13 protein-coding genes are annotated in these 16,800 nt (G+C 50.7%); 3 read left to right on the top strand and 10 right to left on the bottom strand.

The features are described from left to right. Positions 1–124 precede the first annotated feature (124 nt). The gene (locus ACT3TF_RS15630) at positions 125–1,120 is read left to right on the top strand and encodes an AraC family transcriptional regulator (RefSeq protein ID WP_225734492.1); all 996 of its coding nucleotides are present in this window, start codon (positions 125–127) and stop codon (positions 1,118–1,120) included. Between the two features lie 25 nt (positions 1,121–1,145). Here the strand turns inward: ACT3TF_RS15630 and ACT3TF_RS15625 are convergent, their stop codons facing one another. From ACT3TF_RS15625 to ACT3TF_RS15605, 5 genes are read right to left on the bottom strand one after another with little or no spacing between them, the layout of a single operon-like run. Further along, positions 1,146–2,798, bottom strand: a complete 1,653-nt coding sequence (locus ACT3TF_RS15625) for a fatty acid--CoA ligase (protein ID WP_096279267.1) — start codon at positions 2,796–2,798, stop codon at positions 1,146–1,148. 40 nt (positions 2,799–2,838) lie between these two features. Next, positions 2,839–4,026 carry a beta-ketothiolase BktB gene (gene bktB / locus ACT3TF_RS15620; protein ID WP_444672496.1) on the bottom strand — a complete coding sequence of 396 codons (1,188 nt, stop codon included), beginning with the start codon at positions 4,024–4,026 and terminating at the stop codon, positions 2,839–2,841. 46 nt (positions 4,027–4,072) lie between these two features. Continuing rightward, entirely contained in the window at positions 4,073–5,233 is a 1,161-nt protein-coding gene (locus tag ACT3TF_RS15615) for an acyl-CoA dehydrogenase family protein (RefSeq protein ID WP_444672495.1), read from the bottom strand. Further along, positions 5,230–6,783 (bottom strand): fatty acyl-CoA synthetase, encoded by a 1,554-nt coding sequence (locus tag ACT3TF_RS15610; protein WP_441683879.1) that lies wholly within the window; start codon positions 6,781–6,783, stop codon positions 5,230–5,232. The genes ACT3TF_RS15615 and ACT3TF_RS15610 overlap by 4 nt, the downstream gene beginning before the upstream one ends. Before the next feature lie 39 nt (positions 6,784–6,822). Next, positions 6,823–8,052: an ABC transporter substrate-binding protein gene (locus tag ACT3TF_RS15605; RefSeq protein WP_441683881.1), complete on the bottom strand. Its 1,230-nt coding sequence runs from the start codon at positions 8,050–8,052 to the stop codon at positions 6,823–6,825. 224 nt (positions 8,053–8,276) lie between these two features. On the opposite strand from ACT3TF_RS15605, the gene ACT3TF_RS15600 reads away from it, so the two are divergent. Both ACT3TF_RS15600 and ACT3TF_RS15595 read left to right on the top strand, forming a co-directional pair. After that, complete coding sequence (locus ACT3TF_RS15600) at positions 8,277–9,137, top strand: TatD family hydrolase (RefSeq protein ID WP_444672494.1); 861 nt, start codon at positions 8,277–8,279, stop codon at positions 9,135–9,137. Positions 9,138–9,141: 4 nt separating this feature from the next. Continuing rightward, complete coding sequence (locus ACT3TF_RS15595) at positions 9,142–9,621, top strand: hypothetical protein (protein WP_444672493.1); 480 nt, start codon at positions 9,142–9,144, stop codon at positions 9,619–9,621. Here the strand turns inward: ACT3TF_RS15595 and ACT3TF_RS15590 are convergent. From ACT3TF_RS15590 to ACT3TF_RS15570, 5 genes are all read right to left on the bottom strand, one after another. Further along, positions 9,618–10,013, bottom strand: a complete 396-nt coding sequence (locus tag ACT3TF_RS15590; protein ID WP_444672492.1) for an elongation factor P hydroxylase — start codon at positions 10,011–10,013, stop codon at positions 9,618–9,620. The two genes, ACT3TF_RS15595 and ACT3TF_RS15590, sit on opposite strands and share 4 nt — an antisense overlap. A gap of 302 nt (positions 10,014–10,315) precedes the next feature. Beyond that, on the bottom strand, positions 10,316–12,073 hold the full coding sequence (locus ACT3TF_RS15585; RefSeq protein ID WP_444672491.1) for an AAA family ATPase: 1,758 nt from the start codon (positions 12,071–12,073) through the stop codon (positions 10,316–10,318). After that, positions 12,073–12,549, bottom strand: a complete 477-nt coding sequence (locus ACT3TF_RS15580; protein WP_444672490.1) for a hypothetical protein — start codon at positions 12,547–12,549, stop codon at positions 12,073–12,075. The genes ACT3TF_RS15585 and ACT3TF_RS15580 overlap by 1 nt, the downstream gene beginning before the upstream one ends. Beyond that, entirely contained in the window at positions 12,549–13,727 is a 1,179-nt protein-coding gene (locus ACT3TF_RS15575; protein WP_444672489.1) for a dsDNA nuclease domain-containing protein, read from the bottom strand. The genes ACT3TF_RS15580 and ACT3TF_RS15575 overlap by 1 nt, the downstream gene beginning before the upstream one ends. Positions 13,728–13,758: 31 nt before the next feature. Continuing rightward, on the bottom strand, positions 13,759–16,791 hold the full coding sequence (locus tag ACT3TF_RS15570; RefSeq protein ID WP_444672488.1) for a type III restriction-modification system endonuclease: 3,033 nt from the start codon (positions 16,789–16,791) through the stop codon (positions 13,759–13,761). Positions 16,792–16,800: the final 9 nt, after the last annotated feature.

The raw sequence follows: 16,800 nt of genomic DNA, 5'->3' as shown, positions 1-16,800 counted from the left end.
CGCCGAGGGGGTGGAACCTATGGAGCGAAAACTGGCAGCGTGGTAACGTTTTGCCAATGTACAACAACAATTCGTCGATAAGACTTTTTCTATAGGCAGCCCGCCAGTGACGGTTACCGTCTCGATGCATTTTGTAAATGAGCTATTTAAAGGCTTACCGATCACCGTAACCCCGCCTACTCGCTATCTTGAACGGGCAGGGATCTCGCCCTTTTTACTCGCAGCACCACATGGCCGAGTAACGGTTGAGCAGTTTGCCGAGCTTTACCGCTTATTGGTGCATGAACTAGACGACGAAACGCCCGGCTTTTTTGCCCGCCCGCTGCGCGGCGGCACATTAAAGCTGCTGTGCTTAACGATGCTGGATGCGCCCAATCTACAGGTGGCGCTGCATCGCTACACGCAGTTCTTCCGCATTTTGCTTGATGACTTTGGCTACGTGTTTACGCTGGAAGGAGATCTAGCCCGCATGGCCCTGGTCGAGCACGCGCCCTTGGCGGGGAGCAGAACCTTAATTCATGAGCTGATGCTCAAGCTCTTTCACGGTATAGCATCATGGATGATTGCACGTAAAATACCGCCGATTTTAATGGAGTGTGCCTACATCCTGCCGCCACACAGTGCTGATTATCTGTACTTCCACCCAGGTACGGTTCGCTTTGAGCAGCCTCAAACCGCGATTTATATTGATCGAGGATGGCTTGAACATCCTATACGCCAAACCAAAAAACACCTGGGCGCCTTTTTAAAGCGCGCCCCGGCAGATTGGTTTTACGTCTCATTTGCAGACCGCCTACTGGCGCACCGTGTACGTGAGCACCTAGCGCGCGATCTTATCAATGCCGGCACGGTGCACAGCGTCGCCGACGCCCTACACATGTCGGCGCGCACATTAGCTCGGCATTTGAAGCAGGAAGGCACTCACTTTCAGGCCGTTAAGGATGAGTACCGGCGCGACTACGCCGTTCAGGCGCTTACCTGCAGTCAAAAGCCACTCATCAGTATTGCCGAAGCATTAAGCTTTGAAGACTTGGCCTGCTTTAGCCGCGCGTTTAAAACCTGGACAGGCAATTCGCCCGCCGCTTACCGCAAAGCTCGCACGGCGGGCAACCTTCACTGACCGCGCGACAGGTACTTTAGACACTCTAGACTTCGCTACGAATACGTTTTTTATCCAGCTTACCCACGCTGGTCTTGGGGATTTCATCGACGAAACGGATCATGCTCGGAATGGCCCAGCGTCTGAGTTTTCCCTGGGTGACAAACTGCTCTAGAAATGCCTGTACATCTGCCACCGTCGGCGGGTTGTTAGCGTCGACGGCTACAGCCAATGCAGCCGGACGTTCTCCCCACTTGTCATCGGCGACGCCGATCACGGCCACCTCGGCAATCCCAGGACACTGGCTGATATAACTTTCAAGCTCTAACGATGAGAGCCACTCGCCCCCCGTTTTAATAACATCCTTGATACGATCGCTAATGGTTAGAAAGCCACGTTCATCGAGAGAGCCTACATCCCCGGTGTGAAGCCAACCATCGCGCCATAGCTCGGTGCTGCGCGCCTCTTCTTTAAAATAGGCTTGAGTCAACCAAGGCGCCTGGACGCGCACTTCGCCGATGCTTTTACCATCCTGCTGTAGTGGCTCATCGTTGGAATCAACAACCTGCAGCCTAACCAAAGGAATGGGCAGCCCCGCTTTACAGCGCCAGGGCAGTTGGGTCGCAAAATCGGCGGTGGCGATATCCTGGGGCAAAATTCCGGCGGTCAGCAGTGGACAGGTTTCCGACATGCCATAGGCGCTGCGCGTATCAATCCCAAGTTCCCAGGCCTTGCTTGCCAACGATTGCGTTAGCGCACTGCCACCCACCAGCACCTTCCAACCAGTGAGATCAATCTGTTTTGAGGCAACCGCCTCAGCGCTAACCACCATGTTTAATAGCGTCGGTACACAGTGTGAAAAATCGACCTTTTCGCTGACCAGCAGTTTCACCAGCATTTCTGGCTCATATCGCCCTGGGTAGACCTGGGTAGCCCCCATCAGCGTAGCCGTATAAGGCACGCCCCAGGCATGCACGTGAAACATGGGTGTAATAGGCATATATACCTTGTCTCGATTCAACAGCTCAAAACCTGGCGCTTGGAACGCACTCGCCTCGCTTAAGGTATGTAATACCAATTGGCGATGGGTAAAGAAAACCCCTTTAGGGTTGCCCGTGGTGCCCGTCGTGTAAAACAAGGTCGCCACGGCGTTTTCATCAAAGCGAGGGAATGCATAGTCAGTGGGCTGCTCACTTAACAGCGATTCGAACTCACCAACAACAGGAAGAGTGGTATTAAGAGCCTGTGACGCGTCTTGGCACAGCAGGTAGCCACGTACTAAGGGAAGTTTATCGGCCAGCGGCTCAATCAGCGATATGAACTCTTCATGCAGGATAACAAAAGCGTCTTCGGCGTGCTCCATGGTGTAAAGAACTTGCTCCGGCGCCAAGCGTACATTGACCGTATGCAGCACTGCGCCAATCATTGGAATCGCAAAAAAACACTCCAGATAACGATGGCTATCCCAATCTAACACGGCCACCACATCACCCGCTTTAACACCCTGAGCAGTCAGCACGTGGGCCAGTTGATGGACTCGCTCGCGAAAACGCCCGTAATCGTGGCGGCTTTGGTCTCGATATACGATTTGATTATCGCCGGCCATGCGAACACCCGCGTCCAGCAAGTCGCCAATCATTAGAGATGGATTGGTGGCCGACGCCGTTGCCGGTAACATTTTTGGTGTGATCGTGGACATTAAAACTCCTTTTCGCTTGTTCTTGTTGCGGCGAGCTTCTTTAGCAGCGCTCAATAAGCAGCGCAATACCTTGACCGCCGCCAATACACAGCGTGATCAAGCCGTAGCGACCGTTAATACGCTCTAATTCATGCAGCGCTTTGAGAATCAAAATAGCCCCCGTCGCGCCCACTGGATGGCCTAGCGCAACCGCCCCACCGTTAGGGTTGAGCTTTTCCAGTGGAAAGCCTAGCGTCTGCGCTACCGCCATTGCTTGAGCAGCAAAGGCCTCGTTTGATTCAATCACATCAATATCATGAATACTAAGGCTTGCCTGCTGCAGGCAGCGCTTAACCGCGGGAATCGGCCCTAAGCCCATAAGCGATGGCTCAACACCCGCCATCGTAGCTACCCGCAGGCGTGCCCGGGGCACCAGTCCGCGCCGTTTCGCTTCATCTCTGTGAGCAAGGACAAGCGTTGCCGCGCCGTCATTAATGCCTGACGCGTTGCCTGCGGTCACCACACCGTCCTTTTGAAAGGCCGACTTCAGCCGCGTTAAATCGCCTAGCTGGAGACCTTCGCGCACGTGTTCATCCTGACAGAAACGCACCGTCTGCTTACCTTGGCTTATTTCTATCGGTACAATTTGAGCATCAAAGCGACCTTCCGCTATTGCCCAAGCCGCCTTTTGGTGGCTTTCAAGAGCAAATTGATCCAACTGTTCACGGGTAAATCCATACTTTTTAGCGATGTTTTCTGCGGTGCATCCCATATGGCCGCTACCAAAAGGATCGCTAAGTATGCCCAAGGTTAAGTCCTGGATGCCCATATCGCCCATACGCACACCGTTGCGCGCCGGAGGCGGTAACAAATAGGCCCCGCGAGACATGGATTCAGCACCTCCCGCTAACGCCAAACGACTATCGCCTAAAACGATCTGCTGTGCGGCAGACACCACGGCCTGAACACCCGATCCACACAGTCGGTTAACGTTGAAGGCACCGGCTTCCTTGGGCACGCCAGCGTTCAGCGCAATATGCCGCGCCAAATAGGCATCTTGAGGGCCTGTGGTAATAATGTGGCCGAAAACAGAATGGTCAATATCACCAGCCTCAACACCAGAGCCCCGTAATGCCTCTTTCGCGGTTATCGCCCCCAATTCAAACGGCGCCATGCTTGAGAGCGACCCGCCAAAACTGCCAATAGCGGTGCGCGCACCCGCTAAGATCACGACATCATCCAACCGCATAGATATTTCCTCATGTCTTAACTAACTGATTCTTAGCAACGCTTTATTAGCGACTCGATGAATCCACTTTGCCAAGCAGCGAGCGTGCAATGACCTCTTTCATGATCTCTGAGCTACCGGCATAAATAGTCTGCACTCGTGCGTCTCGATAAAAGCGTGATATAGGATATTCCTCCGTATAACCGTAGCCGCCAAACAGCTGCAGGCAACGGTCCACCGCTCGGCACTGCAGCTCACTTAGCTGCAGTTTTAAAATCGCGGCATCGGTGCTGCTCATCGTCCTTTGGCGGTATTTTTCGAGGCAGTGCTCGAAGTAGGCGCGTGCGACGTCTAGCTGGGCCTTTATATCAGCCAGGACAAAACGAGTATTTTGAAAATCAGCCACGCGTTGCCCGAATGCTTGGCGCTGCTCCACATACGCTAAGGTAAGCGCTAACGCGCCTTCTACTGCGCCCAAGGCCTGAGCGCCAACGCCGAGACGTTCGCGCGGCAGCTCCTGCATTAAGTAGCGAAAACCGGCGCCCTCTTCGCCCAGCAAAGCATCATGAGGCAACTGAATATGATCAAAGCTAAGCTCGGCGGTGTCGCTGGCGTGCTGGCCGATTTTTTTGATCGGCTTGCCCCGTGCAAAGCCCGACAAATGAGTATCGACTAAAAACAGAGAAACGCCTTTTGCGCCAGCGCTAGGATCCGTCTTGGCACACACAATCACCACGTCGGCAAACTGCCCGTTGGTGATAAAAATTTTGCTGCCGCTTAACTCCCAGCCTTCATTAGTGCGTTTCGCGCGAGTGTTCATTGATGCCAGATCGCTACCGGCATGGGGCTCGGTCATGGCAATGGCGCCGAGAATTTCGCCACGGGCCATGGCTGGCAGCCACTGCTCGCGCTGTGAGGCCGTCCCTAGCGTTTGCACATAAGGCATGACGATATTGGCGTGAATATTATAAGCGCTGGCTAAGCCACCAAATCCTTGGCGAGAAAGCTCTTCCAGCACGAGCTGGGTAATCCCAATATCGGCCTCTGACCCACCGTTTTGTTCATCTAGATCAATACCCAACAAGCCTGCAGCGCCTAACGCATGCCACAACGAACGGGGGATTTCGCCTGAGGCCTCCCACTGATCGTAAAACGGTGCCACTTCTTTCGTGAGACAGCGCTTAATCATGCTGTAGAACAGCGCGCTTGCTTCCTGGTCCACGCTCATGGCTTAAGCTCTTGACGTAGATGGCGCTTGAGGATTTTTCCAGCGGTGCTCTTGGGTAACGCATCGGTAAAGACAATGTGCTTAGGCACTTTATAAGGCGCCATTAACGTTTTGGCGTGATGAATCAGCGCTTCCTCGCTGACCAACTGGCCCTCTTTCAACACCACCACTGCAGTGATGGCTTCGATCCACTTCTCGTCGGGCTGACCGATCACCGCCACTTCAGAGACCGCCGGGTGCTTAAACAGCCCTTCCTCTACCTCACGGCTAGCGACCAGTATGCCCCCAGTATTAATCACATCTTTAATGCGATCGACAACGTATAAGTACCCCGCTTCGTCGAAGTAACCCACGTCCCCCGAGTGGAACCAGCCGCCTTGAAATGCTTCTTCGGTCATCGCCGCTTTATCCCAGTATCCCTTCATAAGCTGCGGTGAGCGATGGACAATCTCTCCATGCTCGCCGGAAGGTACGTCATTCATGTCTAGGTCGACGATGCGCGTCTCCACCGTCAATATGGGCCGCCCGGCGGAAGCAGGCCTCGCGGCATGCTCTTCAGGACGCAGAACGGTGGCTAACGGGGCAATTTCGCTCTGCCCATAGCAGTTGTATAGCCCTACGCCCGGTATGCGCTGCTGCAGCTCCTCCAGTACCGGCACCGGCATAATCGAGGCACCGTAATACGCTTTGTTGAGGGCACTTAAGTCAAAGCGGTCAAATTCAGCATGGCGTAGCAAGCTGATCCAGACCGTTGGCGGGGCAAAAAAAGATGCGACCTTGTGGTTAGACATGGCGCTTAAACATAGCTCAGGAAGCGGCGCTTCAAGCAAATAGACGGTAGCGCCCAATAACAGCGCGGGCATTAGAAAAACGTGCATTTGCGCTGAATGGTAAAGCGGCAACGCGGCGAGCATGGCGTCATTGCTCTTAATATCCAGCTCGACCATGCAGGCCATGTATTCGGCCATTAATGCTTGATGCGTCATCATGGCGGCTTTGGGCGCCGCGGTGGTGCCCGAGGTATAAAGTAGTTGAGCGAGACTGGCGCCATCGACTGCAGCGTCTGGCTCTTGGCTAAGTGCTGCTGATCTCGCATGCCTTAGCACATCAAAACTGCCGGCAGTACTCTCCTGCTCAGCGTGTAGCGTTCCCATCAGGGCCAAATTCAACCCCTCTGTCGCGGCATTCACTTTGCTAGCAAGACTTATATCACTCAGCAAGCCCATGGCACCCGACTGTTCAAGAATGTAGCGCAACTCCTCGCTGCTTAGCGCAAAGTTAATAGGCACATGCACTAAACCTGCCTTGGTAGCTGCCAACCAAGCAATCACATATGCGTCAGAGTTTTTGCCATAAACGGCCAATCTATCACCTGGTACGAGGCCTGCTGCCAGCAAGCCATTAGCCACCCGATTGGCGGCTTGACTGAGCTCAAGATAGCGCCACTCACGTTCACCAAATACCAGTGCCAACTGATGCGGATACTTTCGAGCGCTGCGACTTAAAGCGGCCCCAATACTATTTTGCTGAATAATAGACGGTTCAGACATGCTAAATCCTCAAGTGGGTGGCCGTTAATGGGCAACGCTTTAGCTCGTGACCAGTGGGCAAACACTTTCTGAAAGCGGCCGGAAGGCTTCTTCTGCAGGAATGGTACGAATGATATGGAAAAGATCATCCTCATCCTGCGACTCTTCAGGCGTCTTAACTTCGACTAGATACATGTCATGCACCATGCGGCCATCCTCACGGATGTAGCCATTGGTAGCAAAGATGTCGTTGATGGGCGTATCAGCCATTTGCTGACGCACGGTTTGTGTATCGTCCGTGCCCGTTGCTGCAATGGCCTCAAGATAATGGCGAGTGCTGGAGTAAAGCCCTGCATGAACCATCGTTGGCATACTGCCCGTGCGTTCGCGAAAGCGTTCAGCCCAGGCGCGTGTCTCGTCGTTTAAATCGTAATACCACGCTTTGGTAAACTGTAAGCCCTGTGCATTCTCTAGCCCAATACTGCGCACATCGGTACTAAACAGCACCATTCCGGCTAAAATCTGGCCTGCCTGGGTAATGCCGAACTCCCCCGCTGTCTGCACGGCGTTAATCGTGTCGCCGCCAGCGTTGTTTAACGCAATAACATCCGCACCCGAGGCCTGAGCCTGGAGCATAAAAGAAGAGAAATCACTATTGGGGAACGGGTGCCGAGCGCTGCCCACAATGGTGCCGCCATTTTCTGTGACGACTCTTGTGACATCAGCCTCTAGCGCATGGCCAAACGAGTAATCGGCACTCAGCAGGTACCAGTTTTTATGGCCCTCGTCGGTAATGGCTTTTGCAGTGCCATTGGACATCGCCCATGTGTCGTATACCCAATGAATATGATTAGGCGAGCAGTGTTCGTTAGTAATAGCTGACGACACGGCACCATTGACCAGCCCAAGCTTGTCGGCTTCTTCTAATAAACCTACCGCAGCGAGCGTGACAGATGATGCCACCAGCCCGGTGACCATATCGACATTACGTTCGTCGATCCATTCACGCACTACGCTTGAGCCAACGTCTGGGCTATTGCGATCATCGGCACTAAATACCACGATATTGGCGCCGTTAACGCTTCCGCCGATATCTTCAATCGCCATCATGATGGCATCTTCGCCTAGCGGGCCAATAGGGTCGCGGTAAACGCCTGACATATCGGCTAAATAGCCGATCCGTATTTCATTATCAGAAACACCTTCAGCAGCAACAGCCAGGGAGGCACTGCTAGCCAGTAGAATACCAATGGCGAGCGTGGAGACAGCAAAGCGGTGAGATATTGGCATGGTTATTAGACTCTCTATTGTTGTTATTAAATCAATGGCCGCAGAATCGCCGGTAATACCCTCACTTCATCCTAGCCGCAAATACCCCGTTGCTGTTTACCTAACAAGCCAAGTTTTTTGCAATTCGTGCCATTCGTGCGCACTGACCACTATCAACAGAGCATTAGTCGATGTACGCGCATACCGTTACAATGGAGGTTTTCTATCTGGCTAAGGAGCAACGTTTGGCTACTGCTGACACTGATGCGTTTTTACCCGAAGCACTACAGTTTCGCCCTAGCGCTCCTTTAATAGATATTGGTGCAAACCTGACTCATGAAAGCTTTGGTCGCGATCTTGAGGCAGTGATCGAGCGTGCCCAGGCGGCGCAGGTAACGACTATGATCGTGACCGGCACTGATCTCGCCCATGCTGAACAGGCCGTTGCACTCGCCAAACAATATTCTGGGTTATACGCGACGGCAGGCGTACATCCCCATGATGCCAGTCACTGGAATGACGACCTGTCGCGCTCGATGGCGGCGTTACATGCCATGCCAGAAGTGGTCGCAGTGGGTGAGTGCGGGCTGGATTTCAATCGTAATTTTTCGACGCCTCAGCAGCAGGTGCGTGCCTTTGAGGCTCAGTTGGCACTCGCCGTTGAAAGCGGTTTACCGCTCTTTTTACATGAGCGGGATGCGGGTCAACGGATGCGCGAAATATTGCATGCATGGCGAGACGACATCAGCCAAGCGGTGGTGCACTGCTTTACGGCCGATCGCGATACGCTTTTTGGCTATCTCGACCTAGACTTACATATAGGTTTAACCGGCTGGATCTGCGATGAGCGACGCGGACATCACCTGCGCTCGTTGGTTAGCGATATACCGCTGACACGGTTGATGGTGGAAACGGACTGCCCCTACTTGCTGCCCCGCAATCTGCCGGCGAAATTAAAAGGCCGTCGACATGAGCCCGCACTGCTGCCGTGGATAGCGCGCGAGATTGCCCAGTGGTACGGCATCAGCGATGCAGCATTAGGCGCAGCCACGACCCAAACCGCACAGCGATTTTTCCGCCTTCCTACGACGCCCCTAGAGGAGTAATAGCGTGTCTGATTATCCAGGATTTATAGCCATTGAAACAGGTGAAGACGATGGCCTACCGCTAGCCATTGCTTGGTCACTACCCGATGGTCGTGTAAAGCAAACGTTGATTCAGCCGGATGACAGCTGGATTAAAGAAGACACGAATGCCTTGGGCGCCTACAGCATGGAAGAACTGGAAAGCCTCGGCGTAAGCCCGCTTGAGGTGATTCGCGAGCTAGAGACCGATCACTTTTCCGCCACGCTATATACCAGTGACAACGGAGAAGACGAAGCGGCGCTTGCGCGTCTATTCGACACCTATGGGCTAGACCCTTTTGTTGAGCTTGCCCCCGCCTCGGCACTCTACCCATCGATCACTCCTAGCGAATGGCATCGCCAGCGCCGGGAAACCTTTAGCGAACTGGGTCTGGAACCGATGCGGCCAGAACATGAGCTCGAGGTCATGCTGTCGATGCATCAGCGCCTAACAGACGACGATTAAGCGCTGGCCGTCACGTCTAATTGATCTAACACAGCCTGCCCTTCGGCGATGGCGTCCGCTAGCGCTTTCTGGTGAGAGTAAAAGCAGTTAATGGCCACCAGGAAAGCGTTAGCGCGTACAGGCAGCCCTTCTTTCAAGTAGCCTTGCGCGCGAGATACAACGCGCGCCGTAAATGCACTTCTATCGACCTCAACATCGCCACCGAGATTATCGACACTGATATTAAACGGGCGGCCGCAGGCATGAGTAAATATTGATTCGAGCGCCTGTGGCGCAATTTCAGCCCGCTCGAACAATGCCTGCTGCTCGGCATTACGTCCATCAGGACAGTACCAGTAGCCGTAATCTTCTTGCAGGCGCCGCTGCGAGCCAGCAATACACCAATGGCTCATTTCTAGCAACCTCATAGCCATATATGTACATCAATAACCGTTTGATTAAGAAGCATTAAAAATACTGTCTTGTAAACCATAAAATATCGTCAAAAATGTACAAAACAGCGAAAAAAAACTTCTTTTGTACATTTTCATGTATCTAGCCCGACCACTAAAGTCCAAGAAGCTCGGTCACGAGAACCAGGACCAACTCACAGCAGGTGTGCACCTTACGAAACTATGCGTCTGAGGAAGCAAACTAGTCATGCAGCCGGGCGATGACTGCATTTGGCTGAATCGAATATATATCCTACATCTAGCTACCCTAAAAACATTGGTTGCTCGAAACCATCGAATGTGGGCAGCCATTCCTTATCATTTTTAGCAGATTCATAATGGTATTCCGTTGTAGAGAATATAATCTGAGCTCTTTTCCCTTTACATATACTCTTTAATTTCGAGATGAAGGCGGCAAAATCCTTAGTTTCAATATCATGCTGGCGAGGCGTGTCCAGAATAAGAAATTCTACCGAATTTCGTTCGCTTGAAATGAAGAGCTCAAAAAATGCGGCTCTTAGCGCCAAAACAACTCTCAACAAAGTACTGCCACTAAACTGGGAAAGTTTTTCTGTTCCAAACAAAACGCCAAAATCAGCATCAATGGAAATATCTCTTGAAACATTTTTGGTACTAAGAACATCCAGCCATTCAACAACCTTTTTCCGATAAGAGGTCCTGAATTCGAGAACCCTCAAGTCACCAGACCCGGTTCCGGGCTGAAGTGAAGCTATATCGTTCTGAAGAGCGCTACGTATATTCAGCAAACCAACATAGTCCCGCTTTTCTGATTCAATTCGCTCAATAAGATCCTTCTTCCCCTGAAAATCAATAATGGACTGGGTTATCGCGCTTATGGCAGCTATTAACGAAGTTGTTTCAGGTTCATTCTTTTGTTTCTGAAGACTTCTCCTAATCGACTCGACCTCTGCATCAAGCTTCCTAAAAGCCTCTCTATATTCTTCGAGCCTAATTTCCTGGAAACTTGTATTTCTATCAAGGTCCTTGATCTGGTCCCGTAGATACAAGAGGTTTTTACCGTAAGACTCGGAACTACCGAGAAAAAGCCCACACCCTTGTGCAGAACAGATATCCTCAAATGAGGTGAACATACGCCTGGATTCTTCGTTCAGGGAAAGTGTATTGATTTCGATCTCAATTTCACTCTGGATTTTCTTGAATCCGAAAATCCTGCTTTCCAAATCGCGAATATTTGCATCCAGCTTCAGTTTTTCGTTCTGCTTCTCACGCACCATTCGCTTTAGTATATATCCAGCGTCACTGGTAGCGTCATAGCTGTCGCGTAAGTTATCAAGTTGAGCGGTTAAGCTTTTCAGCTCTATATCGATTTCTGTGCTGGTCGACTGAGCCGCTCCTCTTTGTTCTTCCAATCGCTGAATGAATTTTTCTTTATTAACGACTTCAACGTTTACAGCGTCGAGCTCATTCTTCCTCTCTATTAGAAATCGTTTGTTTTCGAAAGAATGCTTAGCAGGAACTCCCAGCGCAAGCCGTACCATCTCCGAATACTGATCTTTTATAAAACTCGATGGTGCTTTATATGCGCTGGTATAGCCTGTGTCCTGGTCAATATAGAATAGAGGTAAAAACGAGGACACATAAGGATATGAAGGCTCGTTCTGGTTTGATGTCAGCGCAACAGTAGATATACCAAGTTCTCTGAGAAAAAAGTCAGAGGCATCTCGCTCATTATAAAACACATGAGCTTTATCTTGACCGGTGGACTTACATTTGAGATGAAAACTCTTCGAAAGCTCTCTCTCAAAAGTCAGGATTTTATCTTCGTGCTCCGCTCTCAATATAACAGAGCCACATTTCGCGATTATATCATCACGATACCTGACCGGATAACCTAGAGCATAAGCTATGGAATGAATAACGGGCGTTTTTCCGCTCCCGTTCGGACCGTATAGCTGGGTAATATCATCGCCAAACTCAAGAAGCTCCGATTCCCAGCCGTTTTGACCGGATGACATTATCTTTAAATCTAAAAGTCTCATCACAGTTCCATTGAGATTTGTTTTTCTATTTGCAAATCAAAATAATTTCTTTCCATTAACTTAAGCGTAAACCCCAAATCTGAGTCAGAATCAACCGCCTTGGAAATAATTTTCTTACCCAGCTCTTTAATTTTGATCCTAGAGTCTCCGCGATCCACTTCTACAAGGTTAGCCAACTCCAAGAAGGTAAGAGCTTTGACAGTTCGCATTCTCAAATTCGCTGACCACCCCAAATGCTGGGATGACCCTTTAAACCCGGAAAACGTCCTCTCGAAACACTCTCCGACAAGTTGTCCTATCTCTTCGGACTTTGGTTTTCTCCGAGACTTTGATAACAAGAGAATCGTCATTGCCAATAAAGGCAAATGAAAGAGAGCCTCATTGCTAAGACGATGTTGCCCTGCGATACCGACATCTTCAAAAGAGAGATGTATGTTGCTCCGTTCGGCTTCAGTGAAAAACTCATCAAAATTCATCAGGCGCTCCCTCTCACTAAGGTCGAGAAAACTGCACCGAGCAATAAATCTTCATTCAGTGTTGTAGCCAATCCCTCGTCTTCAAGGCTGCTAAAAACACCACGAATTCTTCCCTTTAATTCTTTGATTGATTCTTTAGAATTAGTCCAACCGAATGCATTGGCCTCAATCTCATCCAATATAAAATTCAGATCGAACTCAGGAATTGTATGCCGTTTGTCCCTGAACCAGATATCCCAACGAACTTTACAATCCGATACATATTCAATCATTCGTTCGCTTGCACCGGCTTTACTCATTATTCTATGAATAATTGATGCGTTCTTAATAGCCCGGAGGTCGCCACTGGATTTCAGGTGTCGATATGCTTCCTTCGAGATGCTGAGAATATCCAGCATCTCCAGAAGCCCTATCCCAGCAGCTTCATCTAGTTCGGATTCATCAAGGTCCTCAATCAATTTCCCAAACGACTTTCTTTCAACAAGAGAAACGAGATTGTTGATTATTCCCTCACACTCCGAATGCTGAAGATCAATCTCGCTATACTTGTAAATAGTGTCCCGCGCCAAGGCAAAAAACGTATTATCTTCAGGGTTAAGATAAGGGGTGTTCGACTTAAGCTGAAGTTTCTTTACACGCTCGATGACGATTTCATCAGTGATAGGACTATCAGGGCACAGAGACTCATTAAAATTTTCGAGCAGCAGCTTATAGTGATTATTTTCACTTCCGTTATCGATTGCTTCTCGCAGATTCTCGACATCATCATCGAAATGGATATTCGTAAGAAACACCACCCGCCCACAAGAGTTGTTAAATTTAATCGTGTGGACAAGGAGCTTTCCGAGATAGCTGGATGCAATTTTAGACGGGTCGGCCTTTCGTGCTGATTTTCTCATCCCGAGAATATCATTAACAGACCACTGATCGTTAAGCTTCTTTTTGGTCTTTACCTGGTAGAAGTTATAGATGTGGTCGCCATTCAGGTTAAGACGCGACACAAAGTCATCCTGATAGTCGCAATAGACACGATCAAGTTCTTCATCTTCAAGCAGCGATAGGCACTCAAACGCAGCGCCCCTGAACTGGGCCTGATACCTAGCAATAGTATCTCTCCCCACGTTCTCTCTGGGCGCTACTTCGTGAATTCGCGGACTCTGATTATCACTATCGGCCATATCTATTTTCCATTAGCAATCCGCCACCCGGTCAGGATGTATAATCCATCATTCCATCAACATCTGTGGCCTTAATATACCTGGCCGGTGCTTCGATGCCGGAGGCGATCTCCTCAAAATGCTTCTCGCCACATTTGATTTTCGCGCCTTCAGCGTGACGCAAATCATCCCACCATGTACTGCCCTTGGTCTCGACAACAAAGTATAGTTTTTCTTCACCCTCATCATCTACAACGACGGCCCAGTCCGGGTTGTAGGTTCCGAGAGGGGTCGGCACTTTGAACCAGGACGGCAGCTTGGCGTACACATTGACCTTTTCGTTCTTCTCCAAATCCTCCGCGAAGGTCTTCTCGATACCTGCAGAGTCATAAACCACATGGGTGTAGATAGACTTCTGCGTTTCCAGCGTGTTCTTCAGGTAGCCTTTCAGCTCTTCCTGCTGGAATAGTTCCTGAGCGTAGAAGTGCTCCTCACCGATCTTCCGGTACTTGATCCCGTCCACGAGAGCCAAACGTTTGGTTCGGTTGATAGCCTCGGAGCAGTAATCAATAAATTGCTGCGGATTCCGTTTGAAGTCTTCTAGCCTCATGCTGTCACGAAGTATTTGGACAATGCTCTTTCGGGTAAGCTGGGTCTTGTCCTGCAAGTCGGTAATGATGTCAGGCAGCTCGATGTCATCCTCGTGGACAGTGGTGTAACCGGATGCCGAAGTCTCGTCGGCTGTAACGCCTCCTTTCCCTATGGCTATATCTGCTTTCCGGAATTGCGCCCGAGTCTTCGTGATCGGCGGGCAATCACGAATGGCCTTGGCGCAATCGGCTATCAGCTTGTCGTTGTCGAAATCTACGCGATAGGTAGTCTTATACTTGATCCGTTCCCATAGTGTCTTGAATTCCTCACTCTGAAGAACCGCCTCGCGGGTTCGAATAACGTGGCGGTCATCGGCATTCTTGATGTCCAGCTTACCGGCAAGCTTACGAAGCATGGCCTGTACATCGACAGCAATGGCCTCAGCCTGCTCATCGCCATATTGATCAGCAAGCTCATGCTTGATCTCGTCGGGCAGGGCAAACGAACCGTCTTTGATGGCGGTTCTCAAGGTATCCTGGACCTTCCCCTTGGCATCGACGAAGCCTTCGTCTTTGAGGAACTTCCATATCTTCTCTGATTGCTCGACCCCGAGATTGGAAATCTGGCCTTTGTCATCTACGGTCTTGATCGTGGCAAACTGGTGCTGCTCGACAATACCGAAGCGGATGCCGGTGTCCTCCTCGATCTCTTTCTGGAGGTTCTCGGCAAACTGTTCATAGTTTTCCGTGGCAATGACGGTCAATGTATTTATGTCGTTACCGCGAAGGCGCAGGCCTTCCTGGTTAACGCACAGGCGCAAGCCGCGTCCCAGCGTTTGCCGCCTCTCCCGCTCGCTGCCCATGTCGCGGAGGGTACAAATCTGGAAGACGTTGGGGTTGTCCCAGCCTTCTTTTAACGCCGAGTGGGAGAAGATGAACTTCAGCTTGGTATCAAAGGAGAGGAGCTTTTCCTTGTCCTTCATAATCAGGTTATAGGCACGCTCGGCGTTATCTCTGTTGGACTGATTGTTTTCGGCAGTATCGACAGACTTGCCTTTCTTATCGATGGAGAAGTAGCCTTCATGTACCTCTGCCGCATCCGTATCGAGGTCGATCTCTGCAAAGAGGCTCTGGTAGTCGGCTGACTTCGCCAGCTTCCGATACTCCTCCTCGAACATTTTTGCGTACTTAGCTTTAACCGGATTGCCGTCTGCATCGTACTGCCGGTAATGCTCAACACTATCGATAAAGAACAGGCTCAGGACCTTGATTGGATGCTTGTTGGCTGCAAAGGTCAGTTCCTTGTCCAGGTGCTCCTTGATTGTCCGGCGGATCATCATACGCTTCACCGCATCCGGATCAACACCCCCAATCGCATCACCCGGCCTTAATACTTCATCAAATCCGTCACCTTTGACCTCGATAGACTCATTGTCTTTGCCGCACGTAATCGTGCCGATCTGCATATTTTCATAGATCGCCCGGTTAGCGATCTGCTCCAGATCGTCACCGTCTTCAACCGTCAGGAATTCACGGCGGATATTCTTGCCACGCTGGACATCGATCTCGATCTTGGCCGTAATCGATCCCTTCCGGTTGTGTGTAGAGACCAAGCGGACATAGGGCTTGTTATGCCCTCCGTCGATTTCCAGAGAGGCAACCTCGATCTGCTTCACCAAGCCGCGCTCATAGGCATCCACGGCATCAAGACGATACGTCATGTGGTGCTTATCAACGTGAGTTGCTGAATAGCGCAACGTGCAGAGCGGGTTCATGGCGTTAAGGGCTTCTTTACCCTTGCCTGTTAGGCCCCCGTCAACACTCTGGGGTTCATCGACGATGATGATGGGATTGGTTGCACGTACCAGATCAATCGGCTTTTCACCACCGGTGTTCTCGTTTTCCTTATAGAGGTTGTTGACCTCTTTCTTGTTAATGGCCCCGACGGTGGTGACCATGATCTGGATGTTCGAACTGGTGGCGAAGTTGCGTACCTGTCCCAGCTTCGATGAGTTGTATTGGAAGTACTCGTACCCCTTGGCTTTCGGGTAGAGCCCTTCAAAATGCTCCTGCGTGATCTGGAGTGTTTTATAAACACCTTCCTTGATCGCGACAGACGGCACAACAATCACGAACTTGGAAAAACCGTAATTCTTGTTGAGCTCGAAGATCGTACGGAGATAGACATAGGTCTTACCGGTCCCTGTCTCCATCTCGACGGTAAAATCGCCACTTGCCAGGCACTCCGACGGACGAAGGCCGTTAGCGAACTGGATAGCCTTAAGGTTCTCCAGAATCTCATCGTCAATCAGCTTTAGGCGGTTACCGATACCCAGGGAACTTTCATCAAAGCCCAGTGAAGCCTGCGGGCCAGTCTCAGGCCGATAAGTGACCGTAAACTCGGACCGTGAGATTTCTTGTCCTTTGAACAGACCTACTACCGACTCAACAGCGGATTGCTGGTAATCCAGATCGTCTTCAAAATGCAGCTTCATGAAAAAGTC

This window comes from Halomonas sp. AOP25-F1-15, assembly GCF_052378675.1.
Taxonomy (GTDB): domain Bacteria; phylum Pseudomonadota; class Gammaproteobacteria; order Pseudomonadales; family Halomonadaceae; genus Vreelandella; species Vreelandella casei.
The sequence above is the reverse complement of the archived record's forward strand: the minus strand, read 5'-3'. Positions and strand labels throughout refer to the sequence as shown.